Below are 18,940 nucleotides of genomic sequence, written 5' to 3' on the forward strand. Positions count from 1 at the left end.
TAGGCAGGCGCAGCGGCTATGCTGCCGCCATGACAGAAGCTGCTGCCCACGTACTGGTGGTCGAAGACGAGACCGCCATTGCCGAAACCGTGCTGTATGCGCTGCGCAGCGAAGGCTACGCGGCGACCCACTGCCTGCTCGGCGGGCAGGCCCTGCAGCACCTGCAGGCACACCGCGTGGACCTGGTGATGCTGGATGTCGGCCTGCCCGACCTGGGCGGCTTCGAGGTATGCCGCCGGCTGCGCGCGCTGCCGGGTCCGGCGGGGCAGGTGCCGGTGATTTTCCTGACCGCGCGCAGCGAGGAGATCGACCGGGTGCTGGGGTTGGAGCTGGGCGCCGACGACTACGTGACCAAGCCGTTTTCACCGCGCGAACTGGTGGCGCGGGTGCGTGCGCGCCTGCGCCGCAGTGCGTCGGTGGCCACCACGGTGGTACCTGACGAGAAGGGGCAGCAGCACGGTGCATTCCGGATCGACCCGGAGAGCCACCGCATCCATTACGCAGGGCGGGTGCTCGACCTGACCCGCTATGAGTACGCACTGCTGGCGGCGTTGCTGCAGCGGCCCGGGGCCATCCTCAGCCGCAACCAGTTGATGGACCGCGGTTGGGACGCTACCAGTGACAGTGCGGACCGCACCGTCGACACGCATATCAAGACGTTGCGCGCGAAGCTGCGGGCGGCGGGGGCGCAGGACGATCCGATCCGCACCCATCGTGGCCTCGGCTACGCGCTGGAGGTCTGGGCATGCGGCTGGGGCTGAAGCTGTTCCTGGGATTCTTCCTGATCGTGGGCCTGGCGGCCTTCTTCGTGATGCGGATATTCGTGGATGAAGTGAAGCCGGGTGTGCGGCAAGCCATGGAATCCACGCTGGTGGATGCGGCCAACGTGCTGGCCGAGATGGCGGCACCGGAGCTGAAGGCGGGTACGCTGGCCGGGGGCGGTTTCACTGCCAGCCTGGCACGCGCCCAGCGCCGCGACCCGAAGGCGATGGTGTGGCGCTTCCCCAAACGCGCGCTGGATTACCAGGTGACCATTACCGATGCCAAGGGCATCGTGGTGTATGACTCGCTGGGGCGCGACGTGGGGCGTGACAACTCGCGCTGGAATGATGTCCATCGCACGTTGCGCGGTGAGTACGGTGCGCGGTCCAGCCCCGAAGTGCCCGGCGATCCCACCCACACAGTGATGCACGTTGCGGCGCCGGTGTACGACCCGGCCGATGGGCACAGGCTGATCGGGGTGCTGTCGCTGTCGCAGCCCAATCGCAGCATCGACCCCTTCATCGCCGCCAGCCAGCGCCAGATCATGCTGCGCGGCGCGTGGCTGATCGGGCTGTCGGCGCTGATCGGCATCCTGATGACAGCATGGCTGATGACCGGCGTGCGGCGCTTGAATCGCTACGCTCAGGCGGTGAGCGCGGGCGAGCCGGTACCGCCGCCCCGCCCGCGGCGCGATGAGATCGGCGACCTGGGCCAGGCGCTGGAGACCATGCGGCGCAAGCTGGAGGGGAAGGCGTACGTGGAGCACTACGTGCAGTCGCTGACCCACGAAATGAAGAGCCCGTTGGCGGCGATCCGTGGCGCGGCCGAGTTGCTGCAGGAGCCCATGGCCGAGGAGGATCGGGCACGCTTCGCGCGCAGCATCGTCGACCAGCAGCAACGGCTGACCGAGACGATCGACAAACTGCTGGCGCTGGCCGAAGTGGAGCAGCACGGATGGCTGCAGACGCGCGAGGTGCTGCCGGCATCGGTGTTGCTGGACGGCGTGTCCCAGGCTCTGCAGCTGCGCGCGCAGGCGGCGCAGGTCAGCCTGGATATCGACGCGTCTGTTGCGCTGACGGTGCGCGGTGACGGGTACCTGCTGCGCCAGGCGCTGCACAACCTGCTGGACAACGCGATCGACTTTTCGCCCGTGGGCGGCAGGGTGCACCTGCGTGCGCTGGCGGAGGGCGATGGCGTGGCGCTGCAGGTAGTGGATCACGGGGAGGGCGTACCGGACTACGCACGCGAGCGGATCTTCGAACGGTTCTATTCACTGCCACGGCCTGCCACGGGACGGCGCAGCTCCGGGCTGGGGCTGCCGTTCGTGCACGAAGTGGCCCGGTTGCATGGTGGCCGGGTGCGGGTGGAGGCCCGCGACGGCGGGGGTTCGGTGGCCACGTTGTGGCTGCCGGGTTGATGCTGGTATGGCGGGCGGGATGATGCCGCTTTGGCTCGCGGGGTGATGCCGCTTTGCCTGGCGTGATGAAGCCGCTTTGCCTGGCGGGATGATGCCGTTCTGGTAGAGCCGACTTCAGTCGGCTGCGTTGTGCTTGCCCGCAAACGGCAGCCGACTGAAGTCGGCTCTACCACGGCAGCTCGACACCGCGCGGCGTTTCCACGGCGTCATTGCCGCAGCCGCATCGGAATCGCCGCGTTTACACGGCGGCATGATCGCAACGGACGTGCGCCGCGGGTCGCTCCACTTCACATTCACTTCAAACTGCGCACACCGGCGCTGTCCATCCTGCAGTCCTCTCCAACGAGGATGGACCATGAAATCCCTGCATCTGTTCCTGCGCTTCGCCATTGTCGGCGGGCTGATCCTGCTGCTGCTGGTTCCGCTGATGATGATCCGCAGCGTCATCACCGACCGTAGCGAGTACCGCGAAGAAGCCTTCCGTCGCGTGGCCGAAAGCCGTGCGGGTACGCAGCAACTGGTCGGGCCGGTGCGTGTGGTGCCCTGGATCGAGCGCACCACGGTCGCCGTCGTCGACAAGGCGGGCAAGACCACCACCGAAGTGCAGACCACGCAGGGGCATTGGCTGCAGATGCCGCAGCAGCTGACCGTGGATGGCCGAATGCTGCCGGACCAGCGCTCGGTCGGGTTGTTCAAGGTGCCGGTGTACAGCTGGCAGGGCAAGATCACGGCTGCATTCTCCGCCGATGACTACCCGATCAAGACGGGCCGCACGTACGGCACGCCGTATCTGGCGGTCGGGCTGAGCGACGTGCGCGGACTGGTCGGCACGCCGAATCTGCGGGTCAACGGTGCGCCGCTGCGCCTGCAGCCCGGCGTGGGCGTGGCCGATGAGCTGGGTCGCGGACTGCAGGCCGAGGTCGCCGGTTTCAGCGATCCCGCCGGTGGCCTGCTGGCGGCCAGCCGCGTGGAGCTGGAGCTGCAGGTCGATGGCAGCCGCTCGCTGGCCGTGGTGCCGGTGGGCGATGACAACCAGATCGCCCTGCGCTCCACCTGGCCACATCCCTCGTTTGCCGGTGCGTTCCTCCCCAACGAGCGCCGCGTCGATGCGCAGGGCTTCGAGGCCCGCTGGGCGGTCTCGTCGCTGGCCTCGGATGCACAGCGCCAGCTGCGTGCTGGCGATTCCTCGGCCCAGTCGGTGGAGGTATCGCTGGTGGACCCGGTGGACGTGTACACCCAGGCCGACCGCGCATCCAAGTACGGCGTGCTGTTCGTCCTGCTGACCTTCGTCGGCTTCCTGTTGTTCGAACTGATCCGACAGCTGCGCATCCACCCGCTGCAATACCTGATGGTGGGCCTGGCGCTGGCGATCTTCTTCCTGCTGCTGATCAGCCTGTCCGAGCACATCGCCTTCTGGCAGGCGTATCTGGTATCGGCGCTGGCGTGTATCGGGCTGCAGGCGGTGTACCTGGCCAACGTGCTGGGGCACTGGAAGCGGGGCGCAGGCTTCGCGCTGATGCTGACGGTGCTGTACGGCGCGCTGTATGGCCTGCTGGTGTCGGAAAACAATGCACTGCTGATGGGTTCGCTGTTGCTGTTCGGCATCCTGGCGCTGGTGATGTGGGTGACCCGCCGGGTCGACTGGTATGCACTGGGGATGGGCGGGCCGCCGGCCCTGCCTGCGGACGATGACGCGCGCACCGGCGTGCGCTGAAGCCGGCCTGATGCATCACCCTGGCAGGGCCACATTCCGGATCGGAATGTGGCCCTGCTTCTTTGCGTGACCTTAGGCATCTGCGACCTGGCGGGGTCGCCTCTACACTCGATGGTTGACCAATGATGGTGTGAGCCGGGGGAAGCCGATGTTGAAGTGGGGAGTGCTGGCCGTTGCGCTGGCCGTGAGCAATCCGGCGATGGCGCAGCGCGCCGAGCCGGTCGACCTGGACATGGTCAGCAAGATCCGCCAGGAGGCATTCCATCGCTCGCAGGTGATGGATACCTTCAGCCACCTCACCGAGTCCATTGGCCCGCGGCTGACCAACTCACCGGCGATGGCGCAGGCCAACGCGTGGACGCGCGGCAAGTTCAGCGAATGGGGGCTGAGCAACGTGCATGACGAAGCCTTCGATGATTTCGGCCGTGGCTGGGAGTTCACCTCCGCCCGCGTGGAGATGCTGGGTGAGCGCGTGCAGCCGCTGCATGCATTGCCCAAGGCATGGACGCCGGGTACCAACGGACCGGTGGAAGGCGAGCTGGTCCAGGTGGACATCAAGAAGCTGGCGGACCTGGAAAAGTACAAAGGCACGCTGCGCGGCAAGATCCTGCTGCTGGGCGAGGCACGCGAGTACAAGCGTGGCACCGAGCCGGACTCGCACCGCCATGATGCGACCTCGCTGGAGGGCCTGCAGGAGTTCACCCTGCCGAAGAATGCAGCGGCCGAGAAGGAGAAGCGGGTCAAGGAGTACAGCGAGCGGCAGGCGCTGGCCAAGGCCACCAATGCCTTCTTCGTGGAAGAGGGCGCATTGGCCGCGATCAGCATCAGCGGCTGGGACAACGGCATCATCCGCGTCGCCGGCGGCGGTTCGCGCAGGGCCGGTGAGTCGGCCGGCATCCCCGAGCTGGCGATGATTTCCGAGCACTTCAATCCGTTGGTGCGGGCGCTTGCCAACAAGCAGGCGGTGAAGCTGCGCGTGGACGTGGCAGCGCGCTTCACCGATGCAGCCAACCAGCCCGGCTACAGCACGCTGGCCGAGCTACGCGGCAGCAGCAAGGCCGACGAAGTGGTGATGCTGGGCGCGCACCTGGATTCATGGCATACCGGCACCGGCGCAGCGGATAACGCGGCGGGGGTGGCGGTGATGATGGAAGCGATGCGCATCCTCAAAGCGGTCGGGGCCAAACCGAAGCGCACGATCCGGGTTGCGCTGTGGAGTGGCGAAGAGCAGGGGTTGATCGGCTCGCAGGCCTACGTAGCCAAGCATTTCGCGCAGTTCCCGGAGCCCACCGATCCGGCGCAGAAAGCGCTGCCGGCCTCTTTGCGCGAGCCCACCGGTGCGCTGCTCAAGCGCCGCGACTACGACAAGTTCTCCGTCTACTTCAACATGGACAACGGCTCCGGCCGCTTCCGCGGCATCTACGCGCAGGAAAACCTGGCCGCGATGCCGGTGTTCGAAGCCTGGCTGAAGCCCTTCAACGACGTGGGCGCCACCACGGTGGCCAGCCGCAACACCGGCTCTACCGACCACATCAGCTTCGATCGCGTCGGCCTGCCGGGCTTCCAGTTCATCCAGGACAAGCTGGATTACTTCAGCAACGTCCACCACAGCCACCTGGACACCTGGGACCACGCCGAGCCGGAAGACCTCAAGCAGGCCGCCGCCATCGTCGCCTCGTTCGTGTACAACGCCGCCACCCGCGACGACCTGTTCCCGCGCAAGACCCTAAAAGGGGACGGAGGGGATTAAGTCGTATCTGGCTTGAATTGATGAACAAAAGGGGGCGGGTGGATTGCGACTTAATCCCCTCCGTCCCCTTTTGGTAAAATCGGGGGACAACCGTTGCTCCGAGCGTCCCATGACCTGCCGCACCCGCTTTGCCCCCAGTCCCACCGGCTACCTGCACATCGGTGGTGCCCGCACCGCGTTGTACTGCTGGCTGGAGGCCCGCCACCGTGGCGGCGAGTTCGTGCTGCGTATCGAAGATACCGACCGCGAGCGCAGCACCCAGGGCGCCATCGACGCGATCCTGGAGGCGATGGAGTGGCTGGGCCTGGGCTATGACGAGGGTCCGATCTACCAGACCCAGCGCGTGGCGCGTTACAAGGAAGTGGCCGAGCAGCTGGTGGCTGACGGCAAGGCGTACTACGCCTACGAGACCAAAGACGAGCTCGACGCGATGCGCGAAGCCGCCATGGCCAAGCAGGAGAAGCCCCGCTACAACGGCGCGGCGCGTGAGCAGGGCCTGGCCTACCGCGAGGATCCGAACCGGGTGATCCGTTTCAAGAACCCGCTTGAAGGCACGGTGGTGTTCGACGATCTGATCAAGGGCCCGATCGAGATCGCCAACAGTGAGTTGGACGACATGGTGATCTTCCGTCCGGACGGTTACCCGACCTACAACTTCGCCGTCGTGGTGGACGACTGGGACATGGGCATCACCGAGGTCATCCGTGGCGATGACCACATCAACAACACCCCGCGGCAGATCAACCTGTACGAAGGCATCGGCGCACCGGTGCCGAAGTTCGGCCATATGCCGATGATCCTGGACGAGCAGGGGGCCAAGCTGTCCAAGCGCACCGGCGCGGCCGATGTGATGCAGTACAAGGATGCCGGCTATCTGCCCGAAGCGCTGCTGAGCTATCTCGCCCGTCTGGGCTGGTCGCACGGTGACCAGGAGATCTTCAGCCGCCAGGAGCTGATCGACCTGTTCGATGTGACCAACTGCAATTCCAAGGCGGCGCGGCTGGACATGGCCAAGCTGGGTTGGGTCAACCAGCACTTCCTGAAGACCGAAGCGCCTGCGTCGATCGCGCCGGCACTGGTCTATCAGCTGGAAAAGCTGGGCGTGGACCTGAACGCAGGTCCGTCGCCGGAGGATGTCGTGATCGCGTTGCGCGAGCGGGTGCAGACCCTGAAGGAAATGGCCGAGAAGGCCGTGGTCTGGTACCAGCCGTTGACTACCTACGATGACGCTGCCGTGGCCAAGCACCTCAAGGCGGGCGCGGATGTCCCGCTGGGCAAGGCGCGTGAGCTGCTGGCGGCCCTGCCGGAGTGGACTGCCGAGAGCGTGGGGGTGGCGCTGCACGATGCGGCCGCGGCGCTGGAGATCGGCATGGGCAAGGTCGCGCAGCCGCTGCGCGTGGCCATCACCGGCACCCAGGTGAGCCCGGATATTTCGCAGACGGTGTACCTTGCCGGACGCGATGAGGCCTTGAAACGCATCGATGTTGCCATCACCAAGATAGCAGCGGTCTGATCCCGCCCCGAACCGGAGAATCCGCATGTCCGCCAAGCACGCCTGTACGGCCCCGCATCACCACGTCCATGACGCAACGGATTTCGTCGGGGTGGTCGAGCGTGTCTGCCGCGAGCGTGGACTGCGGCTGACCCCGATCCGGGCCAACGTGCTGCGCCTGATCGCCGAGGCCGGCAAGCCGGTCAAGGCGTATGAACTGCTGGAGTGGGTACGCAGTGGCAAGGGCGTGGGGGCCGATGCGCCGCCCACGGTCTACCGCGCGCTGGATTTCCTGATGGCCAATGGCTTCGTGCACAAGCTGGAATCGGTGAACGCGTTCGTGGCCTGCCATCACCCCAGCAGTGCCGCACATTCGGTGCCCTTCCTGATCTGCAACAGCTGCCACAGCGCGGTGGAACTGGAAGACCGCGAGATTGTCAGCCAGTTGGAAAAGCGCGCCAAGGAGCTGGGTTTCCAGCCGCAGGCGCAGACGCTGGAAGTGCACGGACTCTGCGCCCGCTGCGCGGGGTGAATTTTTGTGGTGTTGCCGGGCCTGCGGCCCGGCACCTGCGTTTTCGAGCAACAGCAAGAGCAACGGCTGCAGGGCTGCGTGTAGGTGGGGCGGGGTGGGTTGGCGGGAGACGGCAAGAGCCGCATCCATGCGTGCCTCGTTTCGCGCCATCCATGGCGGGTCCACGTCATCGCATTCGCGCTGCCGCTCCCACGCTTTGCTTCGCAAACCGTGGGCCCCGTCTCACCAGCACCCACACCCGCCGCTTCGCGGCCGCCCCTGACTCAGGGGCTCCCTACACCCGACGGATCATCGCCATCTGTAGCGCCGACCCATGGTCGGCGGAATGTTCCCGCCAACGGCCCGCTGCGCTCGCCGACCATGGGTCGGCGCTACCGCTTTTCTTTTTTTATTACGCGGCTGGCGGCCACGGAACCTGCCAGAGGGCCGGGCGGTGGGGCGGGGCGGGGGCGTTGAGCGCCATGGATGGCGGGGTCCACGTCATCGCATTCGCGCTGCCGCTCCCACGCTTTGCTTCGCAAACCGTGGGCCCCGTCTCACCAGCACCCACACCCCGCCGCTTCGCGGCCGCCCCTGACTCAGGGGCTCCCTACACCCGACGGATCATCGCCATCTGTAGCGCCGACCCATGGTCGGCGGAATGTTCCCGCCAACGGCCCGCTGCGCTCGCCGACCATGGGTCGGCGCTACCGCTTTTCTTTTTTTATTACGCGGCTGGCGGGCACGGAACCTGCCAGAGGGCCGGGCGGTGGGGCGGGACGGGGGCGTTGAGTGCCATGGATGGCGGGTCCACGTCATCGCATTCGCGCTGCCGCTCCCACGCTTTGCTTCGCAAACCGTGGGCCCCGTCTCACCGGCACCCACACCCCGCCGCTTCGCGGCCGCCCCTGACTCAGGGGCTCCCTCCTCCAGATGGGTCAATGGGGTCTGCGGTAGCGCCGAGCCGTGCTCGGCGGAATGTCTCCGCCAACGGCCCGCTGCGCTCGCCGACCATGGGTCGGCGCTACCGCTTTTCTTTTTTTATTACGCGGCTGGCGGCCACGGAACCTGTCAGGGTGCCGGGCGGTGGGGCGGGACGGGGGCGTTGAGTGCCATGGATGGCGGGGTCCACGTCATCGCATTCGCGCTGCCGCTCCCACGCTTTGCTTCGCAAACCGTGGGCCCCGTCTCACCAGCACCCACACCCCGCCGCTTCGCGGCCGCCCCTGACTCAGGGGCTCCCTACACCCGACGGATCATCGCCATCTGTAGCGCCGACCCATGGTCGGCGGAATGTTCCCGCCAACGGCCCGCTGCGCTCGCCGACCATGGGTCGGCGCTACCGCTTTTCTTTTTTTATTACGCGGCTGGCGGCCACGGAACCTGTCAGGGGGCCGGGCGGTGGGGCTGGGCGGGGGCGTTGAGCGCCATGGATGGCGCGAAACGAGGCCCGCAGGAGCGGCTTTTGCCGTCCCCCGACCAGCGCCACCGCCCGGCCCAAGCTCAGCTGTAGCTCTCCAGCCAACCGCGAGGGGGGCACCCGTTCGACCTACTCACTGCGCGGGACGCGCGACCACCGGGGCCGCCGGCTCTACCGACGTATCCACTTTCGCGATCACCGACATCCCCGGCCGCAGGCGCACCGCCAGCGGTTGATCGGCGTCGATCGCGATCCGCACCGGCAGCCGCTGTACCACCTTGGTGAAGTTGCCGCTGGCGTTGTCCGGCCGCAGCACGCTGAACTCCGAACCGGTCGCCGGGGCGATCTCTTCGATATGGCCGCGCAGCACCTCGCCCTGGAACGCATCCACCGCGAAGGTGGCCGGCTGGCCGATGCGCATCGGCCAGGTCTGGCCTTCCTTGAAATTGGCCACCACCCACAACGTGTCCGGCACCAGGAACAGCAGCTGTGAACCGGCTGCAACGTATTGCCCGGCGCGCGCGCTGGCCTCGCTGACTTGTCCGTCCCGCGGTGCGTGGATGACCGTGTTGGCCAGGTCGATGCGCGCCAGTTCCAAGGCAGCCTCGGCGCTTTCCACCTGCGCTTCCAGTCCCTTGCGCGCCACACGGGTGGACACCAGGGTCTCTTCGGCGATCTGGATCTGTGCCTGCGACTGCTGCACACCGGCCTGCGCCGAGGCCTGGCCGGTGCGGAACTTGTCGCGGTCGTTCAGGGCGACCAGTCGCTGCGCGGCGAGCTGCTCATACCGTGCCAGTTCCGCACGCGAACGCTGCAGCTCGGACTGTCCGGCCGACAGCGTGGCCTTGGCCGAGGCGATCTGCGCGCGGTTCTGTGCCTGCGACTGATCGGAGTTGGCCAAGGCCGCCCTCGCACTGTCCAACGCGGCTTCCGCTTGGGCGACACGCTGGTGGTAGATGCGGTCGTCGATGCGCAGCAGCACCTCCCCCTGTTTCACATGCTGGAAGTCCTTGACCAGCACCTCGGTGATGTAGCCGTTGACCTGCGGGGCCAGCACCGTCACCTGTCCGCGCACGTAGGCGTTGTCGGTGGTCGCGATGGCCGTGGTGAACGGCCACAGCTGCCATGCACGCAGGATCAACGCGATGCCGATCAGGGCGATCACCACCGCCAGGATCACTGCGCGGTTGCTGGGCGTGAGGTACTTCGGCGCACCGTCGCCGGTGGCCGTGCGGGTCACCGGTGGCGGTGGCGCGGGTGCAGGCGCGGCATCGGTAGGCGGCGGCGGATTGACGTTGTCCGCTGCATCGTCATCGCGGGGAGGCTGTTGTGGGGACATGGAATCGACTCAGCGTGGTGCAGCGGCCGGAGGCGGCGCCACAGGAGGGAAAGAAGAGGAACGGCGCTTGCGCCACTGCTTCATCACCGCGGTCCACGTGGACAGCAGCAACAGCCATCCAAGGAACCCCAGCGCGATCCAGCCGGTGACCGTGAATACATCGTTGAAGCCGCGCACGTTGGCCTCGCGTCGGGCGATCTGCGCCAATTGCGCTGTGCCTTGTGCGCTGCGCAGCATCGGATCGGTGATCTGTGCGGCGTAGATCTGCTGCTGCAGCCGCAGCCGCTGCGCCACCACCGGATCGGCGGGGTCGAGCTGGCTGACCAGGGCGCTGGAATAGATCTGTTCGCGGTGCAGCTGCACGGTGCCCAGTACGGCCGACCCGGCCAGTCCACCGAGGGTCTGGGTGATCGACAGGGTGACCAGGAAGGTGATCATGTGGTCCACGCCCTGTTTCAGCACGGCGGTGATGCCGAGCATGATCAGCGGGCCCATGAACATGCCCGAACCCACGGCGGCCAGGAACTGGCTGACGAAGAAATCATGCGGACGGTCCAGGCTGGTGCGGTGCTGGTCCAGCAGCGCGGCGCTGCCGAGCAGCAGGATGGCCATCAGCAGCTGGGGGATCAGCCGCTTCGGCCCGAAAGTGAGCGAGCTGGCGGCGATGCCGGTGACCACGCCGGCCAGGATCACCGCGAACAACGGCCGCATCTGGTCCGGCCCCATGCCGAGGATGCGCATCAGCCCGACCACGCCGTAGGACTGCTCGGTGGTCAGGAAACGCAGCAGGAACGCCCCGACGATGAAATGCATCACAGGCAGGCTGAAAAGCCAGCGCGTCTGCAGCAGCGGATTGCGCCGATGGTGTTCGATGACGAACGCCGTGGTGGCCAGCGCGATCGAGGCCACCAGGGCCCAGCCCAGCCACGGCGTATCCAGCCACCAGCGCACATAGCCCTGCGCCAGCACCACGACCAGCAGGCCGACGGCCGGTGCCATCAGGGCGAAGGTGAGGAAGTCCATCGGCTCGAAGGCCTTGATCTGCACGCCCGGTGGCAGCTTCAACAGGACCACCGCCGCAAACGCGCACAGGGCAAGCCCGGCTTCGAAGAAGTACAGCAGGTGCCATTGGCCGGTGCCGACCAGACTGGGGGAAATCACCCACGCCAAGGGCACCGCCAACTGCGAAAGCCCCACCCCGATGACCAGCAGGTTGCCGGTATAGCGGCGCGGCAGCGACTGCAGCATGTACAGCGTGCCGAGCGTCGAACAGGCGGCACCGGCAAAGCCACTGGCCGCGCGCAGCAGTACCGTGGTTTCGAACGTGCCGACCACCAGGTGCAGCAGCGCAAGTGCGGCGTACAGGCCGAGCCCGATCTCCGCGAACAGGCGGATGCCATATTGCTGGCGGAACTTGAACGCCAGCAGGTTGGCGGTGACGTTGACCATCACGTACGACGCCACCAGCCAGCTGCCCTGGGCCGGGGTCAGGCCCAGCTGACCCTGCAGGAAGGGCAGGTTGGCAGTGACCAGCGCGGTGCCGAGGCCGCCGGTGATCGCCACCAGCACCGATACCATCGCATAGGCCATGCGCCGGTGCGGCGGGTGCCACGGCATTGAAGCGGACCCGGGCAGGGTCGGCTTTTCGTGTTCTTCCCAGTCCGGGATGGGCTTGAGGTACTGCGACATCAGGCCTCCGCGGCGTCGGTTCCCTGCAGGCCCGCGCGCAGCAGCTGCAGCGCACGTCGTGCCAGTTCAGTCCGCTCGGCGCGGTCCTTGCCGCGCAGCGCGGCCCCCAGCATGCCTGAAATCAGTGAAATGTCCGTGGAGGTCAGGTCGGGCCGGCACAGGCCCGCCGCGATGGCGCGCTGTATCGGCGCTTCCATCAGGGTGCGGACGGTTTCGCGGGCGATGGTGACGGTCGGATCGTCCGGATGCACCGCGCGCCAGTAATCGGCCAGTGCGGGCGAGTCGACGATACGGCGACCCATGCCGTCCAGGAGTTCGAACAGCGCATCATCCCGATCACCCAGTTCGACCACCTGTCGTCGGATACGCTCGACGGTGCGTTGCAGCAGTGCTTCGATCAACGCCGCGCGGTCGGGGAAGTTGCGGTACAGCGTGGCCCGCCCTACGTGCGCGCGCTCGACGACCAGGTCCAAGGGCGCGGTGACGCCGTGGTTGCCGAACACATGGTCGGCGGCATCCAGGATCTGTGCGCGGCGTGCTGCCGCGTCGGCACGTAAAGAGGTCATGACGCTATTTTCGGACAAAAGTGTCCGAAATGCGATGGCCGTTTGCGTCATCGGGCGCCCGCGTTGGCGTCCGGTGGGCTTCGTGAGAGGGCAGTGATCCCAAGGGAAGCAAGCGGGGCCCGGCTGCATGCCGGACCCCGCTTTGTCACGCGTGCATCAGAAGTAGGCGCGGATGCCGAACGCCACGCCGCGTCCCGGCAGCGGCGAGTAATCGCGGAGCAGGGACGTGTGCGGGCGTACTTCGCGGTTGGTCAGGTTGTTGCCGTCCAGGAACACCTCGTAGCTGTTGCTGTCGCTGCGGTCCCAGCGGTAGGCCACGTGCGCGTCGACCAGGGTATAGCCGTCGCTGGCCTGTTCGTTCTGCGCGGTGTCCTTCTGGCTGCTGTAGCGCACGGCGCCCAGCGATGCACGCCAGCCGTCCTTCGCCCAGCGCAGGTCCGCGCCCACGCGTGCCGGCGAAATGCGCGGCAGGTAACCGCCGTTGGCCAGTTCCACGGTGTAGTTGTGGTTGTGGTCGCCATGCGGCACCGCGATGTCCACGTTGCGGCTGCCGCTGCCATCCAGCTCGGCCTTGACGTAGTCACCGAACACCCGCAGGTCCCAATCGCCGGCGCCGCCTTCGAACAGATGGACCAGTGCCTCCGCTTCGGCGCCCTTGAAGGTGGCGTCCTGCTGCGCCCACAGACGTACCGGCAGGTCTTCCACCACGCCGGTGTCGGCCAGATAGATGAAGTCCTTGAACTTCGTCTGGTACACCGAAGCCGAGAAGTCCACGCGTTCGCTGTGCGTATGGATACCCAGTTCGATGCGCTGGCCGCGCTCGGTCTTCATGTCAGGGTTGCCCAGCTCGATGGAACGCGTGGCGATATGCGCGCCGGCGGCGTAGAGCTCTTCATTGGTCGGGGCGCGCTCGGAGCTGTCCACGCCGAAGCGCAGGTCCACGGCATCGTTGAGCGTCCAGATACCGGCGGCAGACAGATTGGTGGCATCGAATTTGCGCTGCTGGTAATCGCCGGTGGGGTCCAGCTTGACCTGATCGTGGCGTGCGCCCAGCTCCAGCTTGAACGGACCGAACTGCTTTTCCTGCAGCACGAACAGGCCGGCGTTTTCGGTGCGGGTGTCCGGCACGAACGCTTCTTCGCCCTTCGCACCGAAATCGCTGTTGCCGAACTGCAGGCCGAAGGCGCCGTTCCAACCGGCGATTTCATTCTGCACCGCTTCCAGGCGACCTTCGATGCCTTGGTTGGTGAAGCGGGTGGCCGGGGTGCCGGCTTCCAGTTCGACGTGTTCGTAGTCAGTGAACGCGGTGCGCAGGGTGACGCTCTTCAGGAACGAGGTCGGGTTGTAGAGGCCGCCTTTGAACTCGAAGCGGTTCTGCACCATGTCGATGCGCACGTCGTGCTCGTCCCCTTCTTCTTCCTCGCCGCCATGATCGTGGTCGTGATCGTGGTCATCGCCGTCGGCATGCACGTGCGCGCCGTTGGGAATGCCGTAGTTGGTGCGGTAGGTGCTGGCAGACAGGCCGAAGAAGCCACCATCGCCCAGCCACGTCGCGCCCACGCCGCCGGCGCGGGTACGGATGGAGCTGTTGTCCAGCGTGCCGCGCCGCGGCTCGGCGGCGTCGCCATCGTCATGCGCATGGTCGTGTTCTTCCAATGCATCGACCACGGCGTAGCCGGGGATGCGGTAATCGTCGCCATTGCGTACCAGGCCGTCCACGTGCAGCACCCAGTTGCCGTTGACGCCATCCAGCCGGAACATGCCGCTGCGCTCGTCATTGACGCTGTTGCCACGGACTTCGGCGCGGCCACTCAGCGGGCGATCCGGGATCTCCCGGGCGATGCGGCCATCGACGACGTTCACCGCACCACCGATCGCGCCACTGCCGAACAGCAGGGTGGCCGGGCCCTTCAGTACTTCGATCTGATCGGCCAGGAACGGCTCGATGCTGGTGGCATGGTCGGCGCTGACCGTGGAGGCATCCATGTTGCCCATGCCGTTGGACAGCACGGCCACGCGTGGGCCTTCCTGGCCGCGGATGATCGGGCGGCCGACGCCTGGGCCGAAGAAGGTGCTCTGCACGCCGGGCAGCTTGGCGACGGTGTCACCCAGGGTGCCGGCCTTGGCGTCGTCCAGGCGCTCGCCGGACAGCACCTCGACCGGACGCGCCAGTGATTCGGCATCGCCCTGCAGTGGGGAGGCGGTGACCTTCACTTCGGACAGTTCGGTCAGGTGGCGATCGCGATCAGCAGGCGCGTCGGCCGCCATCGCCAACGCGGGAACAAGGGCAGCGGCCAGCGCCAACGCGAGGGCATGCGGGCGGGGCCGGAAACGCAGAGCAGTCATGGGGCTATCCAATGAATTGTTATAACGTATCAACAAGGGGGCGCACGAATCCCGTCGAGTGCAGCGGGAGAGAGAGACGCTGACGCAAACGGGCCGTGCGGGTTCAGAAGGGATGTTATATTATTCCATAACGCTTCGCCGACCCTGCTGGAAGTCATGCCCCTCATCCAACGCCTTCGCCATCTGCTCGACCGCTTCGGTGCCACCGGCTCGCTGCTGTGCGCCGTGCACTGTGCGGTGATTCCCATCGTGCTGGCCGCGGCGCCTTCGCTGGGCCTGTCGGTGTGGCTGGGTGACGGCGTGGAAGCGGCGCTGGTGGTGTTCGTGACGTTGCTGGGGCTGTTCAGCCTGGTGTGGGGTTATCGCCGCCATGGCGCATTGCGCGCGCTGGGGTTCCTGTTGCCTGGTCTGGTCGCGTTGTGGGCGGGATTGTTGTACTCCCCGCTGCACCACGACCCTGTTCCGCACGCGGTGGTGATGACCTTGGGCGGCCTGCTGGTAGGGGTGGCGCACCTGGTGAACCTGCGGCTGAACCACGGCCATGTGCATGACGCGAGCTGCGCGCACTGAGGCCGTCGTGGTAGGCTTTCCGATCGTGCGCGGGGGCGTCCAGCAAGACGGCCCCGCCAAACCCGTGTCAGCACGGGGTAATCAGAATCAACATAGCCAGGAGTTAAGACATGGGTAAGGGTGACCGCAAGACCGCCAAGGGTAAGCGTTTCAACGCCAGCTACGGCAACGCCCGTTTGCACATCGTGAGCAAGGCCGCCGTCGGCGCCGCTGCTCCGGTAGCCAAGAAGACCGTGGCCAAGGCCCCGGCAAAGAAGGCCGTTGCCAAGAAGGCCGTCGCCAAGGCCAGCTGATCGCTGACCGGCAGAACACGAAAAAACGCGGCGCCCAGCGCCGCGTTTTTTTTATGCCTCAGATTTCCTGCTCGGCGGTGTCGCTCGCCGGGTGCTGCCGCACGCATCAGCCCCTGAGCAGGCCAGTGCTCACACCACCGGCTCGCGCAATACCGGATTGTCCCAGCCCGGTCGCGGCGAGAACCGATCGCCATGGCGCTGCTGCAGTACCTTCAGCCGCTCCACCAGCACGTCCGCGCCGGTGGCCCGGATGTACTGCACCGGACCGCCACGGAACGGGGCAAAGCCGGTGCCGAAGATCACGCCCGCATCCAGCAGGTCCGCATCGGCCACCACGCCGTCGTGCAGGCAGGCCACCGCTTCGTTGAGCAACGGCAGGATCAGGCGATCCTCCAGGTCACCCGGTGCCTGGTAGTCCTTGGCCACTTCAGGCTTCTTGGCGCGGCCGTTTTCCCAGGTGTAGATCCCCTGGCCATCCTTCTTGCCGCGCTTGCCCTGTTCCACCGTCTGCAGCGCCGCAGGAATCTGCAGCCCCAGGAACGGCGCCAGTTCTTCGCCCACGCCCGCGGCCACGTCCAGACCCACCGTATCGAGCAGCTCGATCGGCCCCATCGGCATGCCGAACTTCACTGCGGCCTTGTCGATCACCGGGCCCGGGATACCTTCGGCATACGCGGTCGCCGCTTCCAGCATGTACGGGAACAGCACGCGGTTGACCAGGAAGCCGGGGGTGCCGGCCACCGGTACCGGGAACTTGCCCAGCGCCTTGCAGAATGCCGCCAGGCGGCGCTCGGTCTCCGGCGCCATGCCATCGTGATGGATGATCTCCACCAATGGCATCTGCGCCACCGGGTTGAAGTAGTGCAGGCCGGCAAACTGCGCCGGGCGCTGGATATGGTCGCGCAGTTCAATCAGGGGGATGGACGAGGTATTGGTCGTCAACAGCGCGTCGGCCTTCATGTTCGGCTCCAGCGTCTGGTACAGGTCACGCTTGGCCTGCGGATTCTCGATGATCGCCTCGATCACCAGATCCGCCTGTGCGGCGCCGGCACCGGCCAGATCGGCCTGCAGGCGCGCGGCCACGGCGGGGCGCTTGCTCTCGTCACGGACCTTCTTTTCGAACAGCGTCTGCGCACGCTGCATGGCCGGGTCGATGAAGCGCTGCTCGCGGTCCTGCAGGGTCACGTTGAAGCCCTTGTACGCTGACCAGGCGGCGATGTCGCCGCCCATCACCCCGGCGCCGACCACATGCACATGGTGGATGCCGTGGTCGCCGCCACCGAGGGCCTTCAGCCGCTCGGTCAGGAAGAAGATGCGGATCAGGTTGCGCGCGGTCGGCGTGCTGGCCAGCTTCACGACCGCGCGGCGCTCGGCATCCAGGCGGGCCTGCACCGGCTTGCCCCCTGTGCGCTCCCACGTGCTGATGAGTGCATACGGCGCGGGGTAGTGTTCCTTGCGGGCCTTGCGCGCGACCTGCTTGGCCATCTGCGGGGCCAACAGCTTGCGCGCCGGCCAGGTGTTGGTCGCCCACGCGGTGGCGCGCTGCTTGAACGGGCGCGTCGTGCCTTTCAGCGCCAACGCAACCGCGGTGTCGAGCAGCAGCGCCGGGGCCACGACCTTGTCGACCAGACCGATGTTGCGCGCTGCCGATGCCGACAGCGTGCGGCCGGTGAGCATCATGTCCATCGCCGCCGGTGCGCCGACCAGCTGCGGCAGGCGCGCGCTGCCACCCCAGCCGGGGAAGATGCCCAACTGGGTCTCCGGCAGGCCGATGCGGGTGCTGCTGTCGCTGGACGCCACGCGGTAACGGCAGGCCAGGGCCAGCTCGGTGCCGCCGCCCAGACAGTGGCCGTGGATGGCCGCGACGGTGGGGCAGGGCAGCTCGGCCAGCTTCTGGTAGGTGACCTGGCCACGACGGATCGCATCGTTCACGGTGCCACGGCGGTCGAACTCCTGGAATTCCTTGAGGTCGGCCCCGGCAATGAAGCCGGCCTTCTTCACCGACTGGATCACCACGCCCTTGGGCGGATCGATCGCAATGCGTTCAATCAGGTCGCCCAGCTCGAGCAGGACGTCCTGGGACATCGCGTTGACGTTGGCGTCCTGGCGGTCGAGATTGAGCACCACGACACCGTCGTCGCGGATCTCCGGGTGCCAGTGCGCGAGGCGAAGCCCATCGAAGCCTGAGAGCATGGACGTTCCATCCGGTTGTGTATGGAGAAGGGGCTATGATCCAGAGGTTGTTTCCGTTCCGTCAAATCCCAATCAATTACGTGGGATAGGGCAGGCTGGTTCATATCGTGAACGCATACGTTAACGGAACGTTGGTTAAAAGCTGGTGCGGTGCCCGCATGCGCGGCGCTGAACTTTTTCCGGGATTGGCAGTCTCATTGCCTGACGTCGGTTGGGCTGACAGGAGTGCGGTCCCGAATGGCCGAGGTTGAAACACCACAGGAGCTGGACCTGGAACTGGTCCGGCGCGTGCAGCGCGGCGAGAGCGCGGCATTCGATGTGCTGGTGCGCAAGCATCAACACCGTGTCGTGTCGCTCGTGGGGCGCTACATCGCCGACTGGAGTGAATGCCAGGACGTCGCCCAGGACACGTTCATCCGCGCCTACCGTGCGATCAACAGTTTTCGTGGCGATGCCCAATTTTCGACCTGGTTACACAGGATTGCCGTGAATACAGCCAAGAACCACTTAGCCGCAAGCAACCGCCGTCCGCCCACCGATGACATCGAGATCGGGGATGCCGAACAGTTCGACTCGGGCACCCGTCTGCGCGATAACGACACGCCCGAGCGCCAGCTGATGCGCCAGGAGCTGGAGAACACGGTCATGAAGGCGGTGTCCGCATTGCCGGAAGAACTGCGTCTGGCCATCACCCTGCGTGAGGTGGAGGGCCTGAGCTATGAAGACATCGCGCTGAAGATGGGGTGCCCGATCGGCACCGTACGTTCGCGGATATTTCGCGCCCGCGACGCCATCGATATCCAGCTCCGGCCGTTGCTGGACGTTGGCAGCGCAACACGGGAGAAAAGCCGCGCATGAACACGCATCAGCAACCGGTC

General features: G+C 66.5%; 14 protein-coding genes. 9 read left to right on the forward strand and 5 right to left on the reverse strand.

Features of this window, described 5'->3' with window-relative positions:
- Positions 1–29 precede the first annotated feature (29 nt).
- From creB to ICJ04_RS05770, 6 genes are all read left to right on the forward strand, one after another.
- Positions 30–761, forward strand: a complete 732-nt coding sequence (gene creB / locus ICJ04_RS05745; RefSeq protein ID WP_188326578.1) for a two-component system response regulator CreB — start codon at positions 30–32, stop codon at positions 759–761.
- Positions 746–2,179, forward strand: a complete 1,434-nt coding sequence (gene creC / locus ICJ04_RS05750; protein WP_188326579.1) for a two-component system sensor histidine kinase CreC — start codon at positions 746–748, stop codon at positions 2,177–2,179. Before creB ends, creC begins: the two co-directional genes overlap by 16 nt.
- Positions 2,180–2,534: 355 nt before the next feature.
- Entirely contained in the window at positions 2,535–3,893 is a 1,359-nt protein-coding gene (creD, locus tag ICJ04_RS05755) for a cell envelope integrity protein CreD (protein WP_188326580.1), read from the forward strand.
- 148 nt (positions 3,894–4,041) lie between these two features.
- Entirely contained in the window at positions 4,042–5,643 is a 1,602-nt protein-coding gene (locus ICJ04_RS05760) for a M20/M25/M40 family metallo-hydrolase (protein ID WP_188326581.1), read from the forward strand.
- Between the two features lie 109 nt (positions 5,644–5,752).
- A complete protein-coding gene (gene gltX, locus ICJ04_RS05765; protein WP_188326582.1) occupies positions 5,753–7,156 on the forward strand; it encodes a glutamate--tRNA ligase in 1,404 nt (467 codons plus the stop codon).
- A 25-nt stretch (positions 7,157–7,181) separates the two neighbouring features.
- On the forward strand, positions 7,182–7,667 hold the full coding sequence (locus tag ICJ04_RS05770; RefSeq protein ID WP_188326583.1) for a Fur family transcriptional regulator: 486 nt from the start codon (positions 7,182–7,184) through the stop codon (positions 7,665–7,667).
- 1,532 nt (positions 7,668–9,199) lie between these two features.
- On the opposite strand, the gene ICJ04_RS05775 is transcribed toward ICJ04_RS05770, so the two are convergent.
- The 4 genes from ICJ04_RS05775 to ICJ04_RS05790 all read right to left on the reverse strand — a co-directional run bounded on the left by ICJ04_RS05775 (position 9,200) and on the right by ICJ04_RS05790 (position 15,006).
- Positions 9,200–10,405: an HlyD family secretion protein gene (locus ICJ04_RS05775; RefSeq protein ID WP_188326584.1), complete on the reverse strand. Its 1,206-nt coding sequence runs from the start codon at positions 10,403–10,405 to the stop codon at positions 9,200–9,202.
- A gap of 9 nt (positions 10,406–10,414) precedes the next feature.
- On the reverse strand, positions 10,415–12,097 hold the full coding sequence (locus tag ICJ04_RS05780; RefSeq protein ID WP_188327216.1) for an MFS transporter: 1,683 nt from the start codon (positions 12,095–12,097) through the stop codon (positions 10,415–10,417).
- A complete protein-coding gene (locus ICJ04_RS05785) occupies positions 12,094–12,660 on the reverse strand; it encodes a TetR/AcrR family transcriptional regulator (RefSeq protein ID WP_188326585.1) in 567 nt (188 codons plus the stop codon). Before ICJ04_RS05785 ends, ICJ04_RS05780 begins: the two co-directional genes overlap by 4 nt.
- A 156-nt stretch (positions 12,661–12,816) precedes the next feature.
- Positions 12,817–15,006, reverse strand: coding sequence for a TonB-dependent receptor (locus ICJ04_RS05790; RefSeq protein WP_188326586.1), 2,190 nt, complete (start codon positions 15,004–15,006; stop codon positions 12,817–12,819).
- Positions 15,007–15,162: 156 nt separating this feature from the next.
- Between ICJ04_RS05790 and ICJ04_RS05795 the strand changes: the two genes are divergently transcribed.
- Positions 15,163–15,576 (forward strand): MerC domain-containing protein, encoded by a 414-nt coding sequence (locus tag ICJ04_RS05795; protein WP_188326587.1) that lies wholly within the window; start codon positions 15,163–15,165, stop codon positions 15,574–15,576.
- 110 nt (positions 15,577–15,686) lie between these two features.
- Positions 15,687–15,869: a 30S ribosomal protein THX gene (locus tag ICJ04_RS05800; protein ID WP_188326588.1), complete on the forward strand. Its 183-nt coding sequence runs from the start codon at positions 15,687–15,689 to the stop codon at positions 15,867–15,869.
- A gap of 129 nt (positions 15,870–15,998) precedes the next feature.
- Here ICJ04_RS05800 and ICJ04_RS05805 read toward each other — a convergent pair whose 3' ends face one another.
- On the reverse strand, positions 15,999–18,062 hold the full coding sequence (locus ICJ04_RS05805) for a 3-hydroxyacyl-CoA dehydrogenase NAD-binding domain-containing protein (RefSeq protein WP_188326589.1): 2,064 nt from the start codon (positions 18,060–18,062) through the stop codon (positions 15,999–16,001).
- Positions 18,063–18,299: 237 nt separating this feature from the next.
- Here ICJ04_RS05805 and rpoE point away from each other — a divergent pair, with 237 nt between their 5' ends.
- Positions 18,300–18,920 carry an RNA polymerase sigma factor RpoE gene (gene rpoE, locus ICJ04_RS05810; protein WP_188326590.1) on the forward strand — a complete coding sequence of 207 codons (621 nt, stop codon included), beginning with the start codon at positions 18,300–18,302 and terminating at the stop codon, positions 18,918–18,920.
- Positions 18,921–18,940: the final 20 nt, after the last annotated feature.

The organism is Stenotrophomonas sp. 169 (assembly GCF_014621775.1).
Lineage (GTDB): Bacteria > Pseudomonadota > Gammaproteobacteria > Xanthomonadales > Xanthomonadaceae > Stenotrophomonas.

Bases quoted from the DNA above. Each gene is read 5' to 3' on its own strand.
- creB (WP_188326578.1), top strand. From the start codon at position 30: ATGACAGAAGCTGCTGCCCACGTACTGGTGGTCGAAGACGAGACCGCC.
- creC (WP_188326579.1), top strand. From the start codon at position 746: ATGCGGCTGGGGCTGAAGCTGTTCCTGGGATTCTTCCTGATCGTGGGC.
- creD (WP_188326580.1), top strand. From the start codon at position 2,535: ATGAAATCCCTGCATCTGTTCCTGCGCTTCGCCATTGTCGGCGGGCTG.
- ICJ04_RS05760 (WP_188326581.1), top strand. From the start codon at position 4,042: ATGTTGAAGTGGGGAGTGCTGGCCGTTGCGCTGGCCGTGAGCAATCCG.
- gltX (WP_188326582.1), top strand. From the start codon at position 5,753: ATGACCTGCCGCACCCGCTTTGCCCCCAGTCCCACCGGCTACCTGCAC.
- ICJ04_RS05770 (WP_188326583.1), top strand. From the start codon at position 7,182: ATGTCCGCCAAGCACGCCTGTACGGCCCCGCATCACCACGTCCATGAC.
- ICJ04_RS05775 (WP_188326584.1), bottom strand. From the start codon at position 10,405: ATGTCCCCACAACAGCCTCCCCGCGATGACGATGCAGCGGACAACGTC.
- ICJ04_RS05785 (WP_188326585.1), bottom strand. From the start codon at position 12,660: ATGACCTCTTTACGTGCCGACGCGGCAGCACGCCGCGCACAGATCCTG.
- ICJ04_RS05790 (WP_188326586.1), bottom strand. From the start codon at position 15,006: ATGACTGCTCTGCGTTTCCGGCCCCGCCCGCATGCCCTCGCGTTGGCG.
- ICJ04_RS05795 (WP_188326587.1), top strand. From the start codon at position 15,163: ATGCCCCTCATCCAACGCCTTCGCCATCTGCTCGACCGCTTCGGTGCC.
- ICJ04_RS05800 (WP_188326588.1), top strand. From the start codon at position 15,687: ATGGGTAAGGGTGACCGCAAGACCGCCAAGGGTAAGCGTTTCAACGCC.
- ICJ04_RS05805 (WP_188326589.1), bottom strand. From the start codon at position 18,062: ATGCTCTCAGGCTTCGATGGGCTTCGCCTCGCGCACTGGCACCCGGAG.
- rpoE (WP_188326590.1), top strand. From the start codon at position 18,300: ATGGCCGAGGTTGAAACACCACAGGAGCTGGACCTGGAACTGGTCCGG.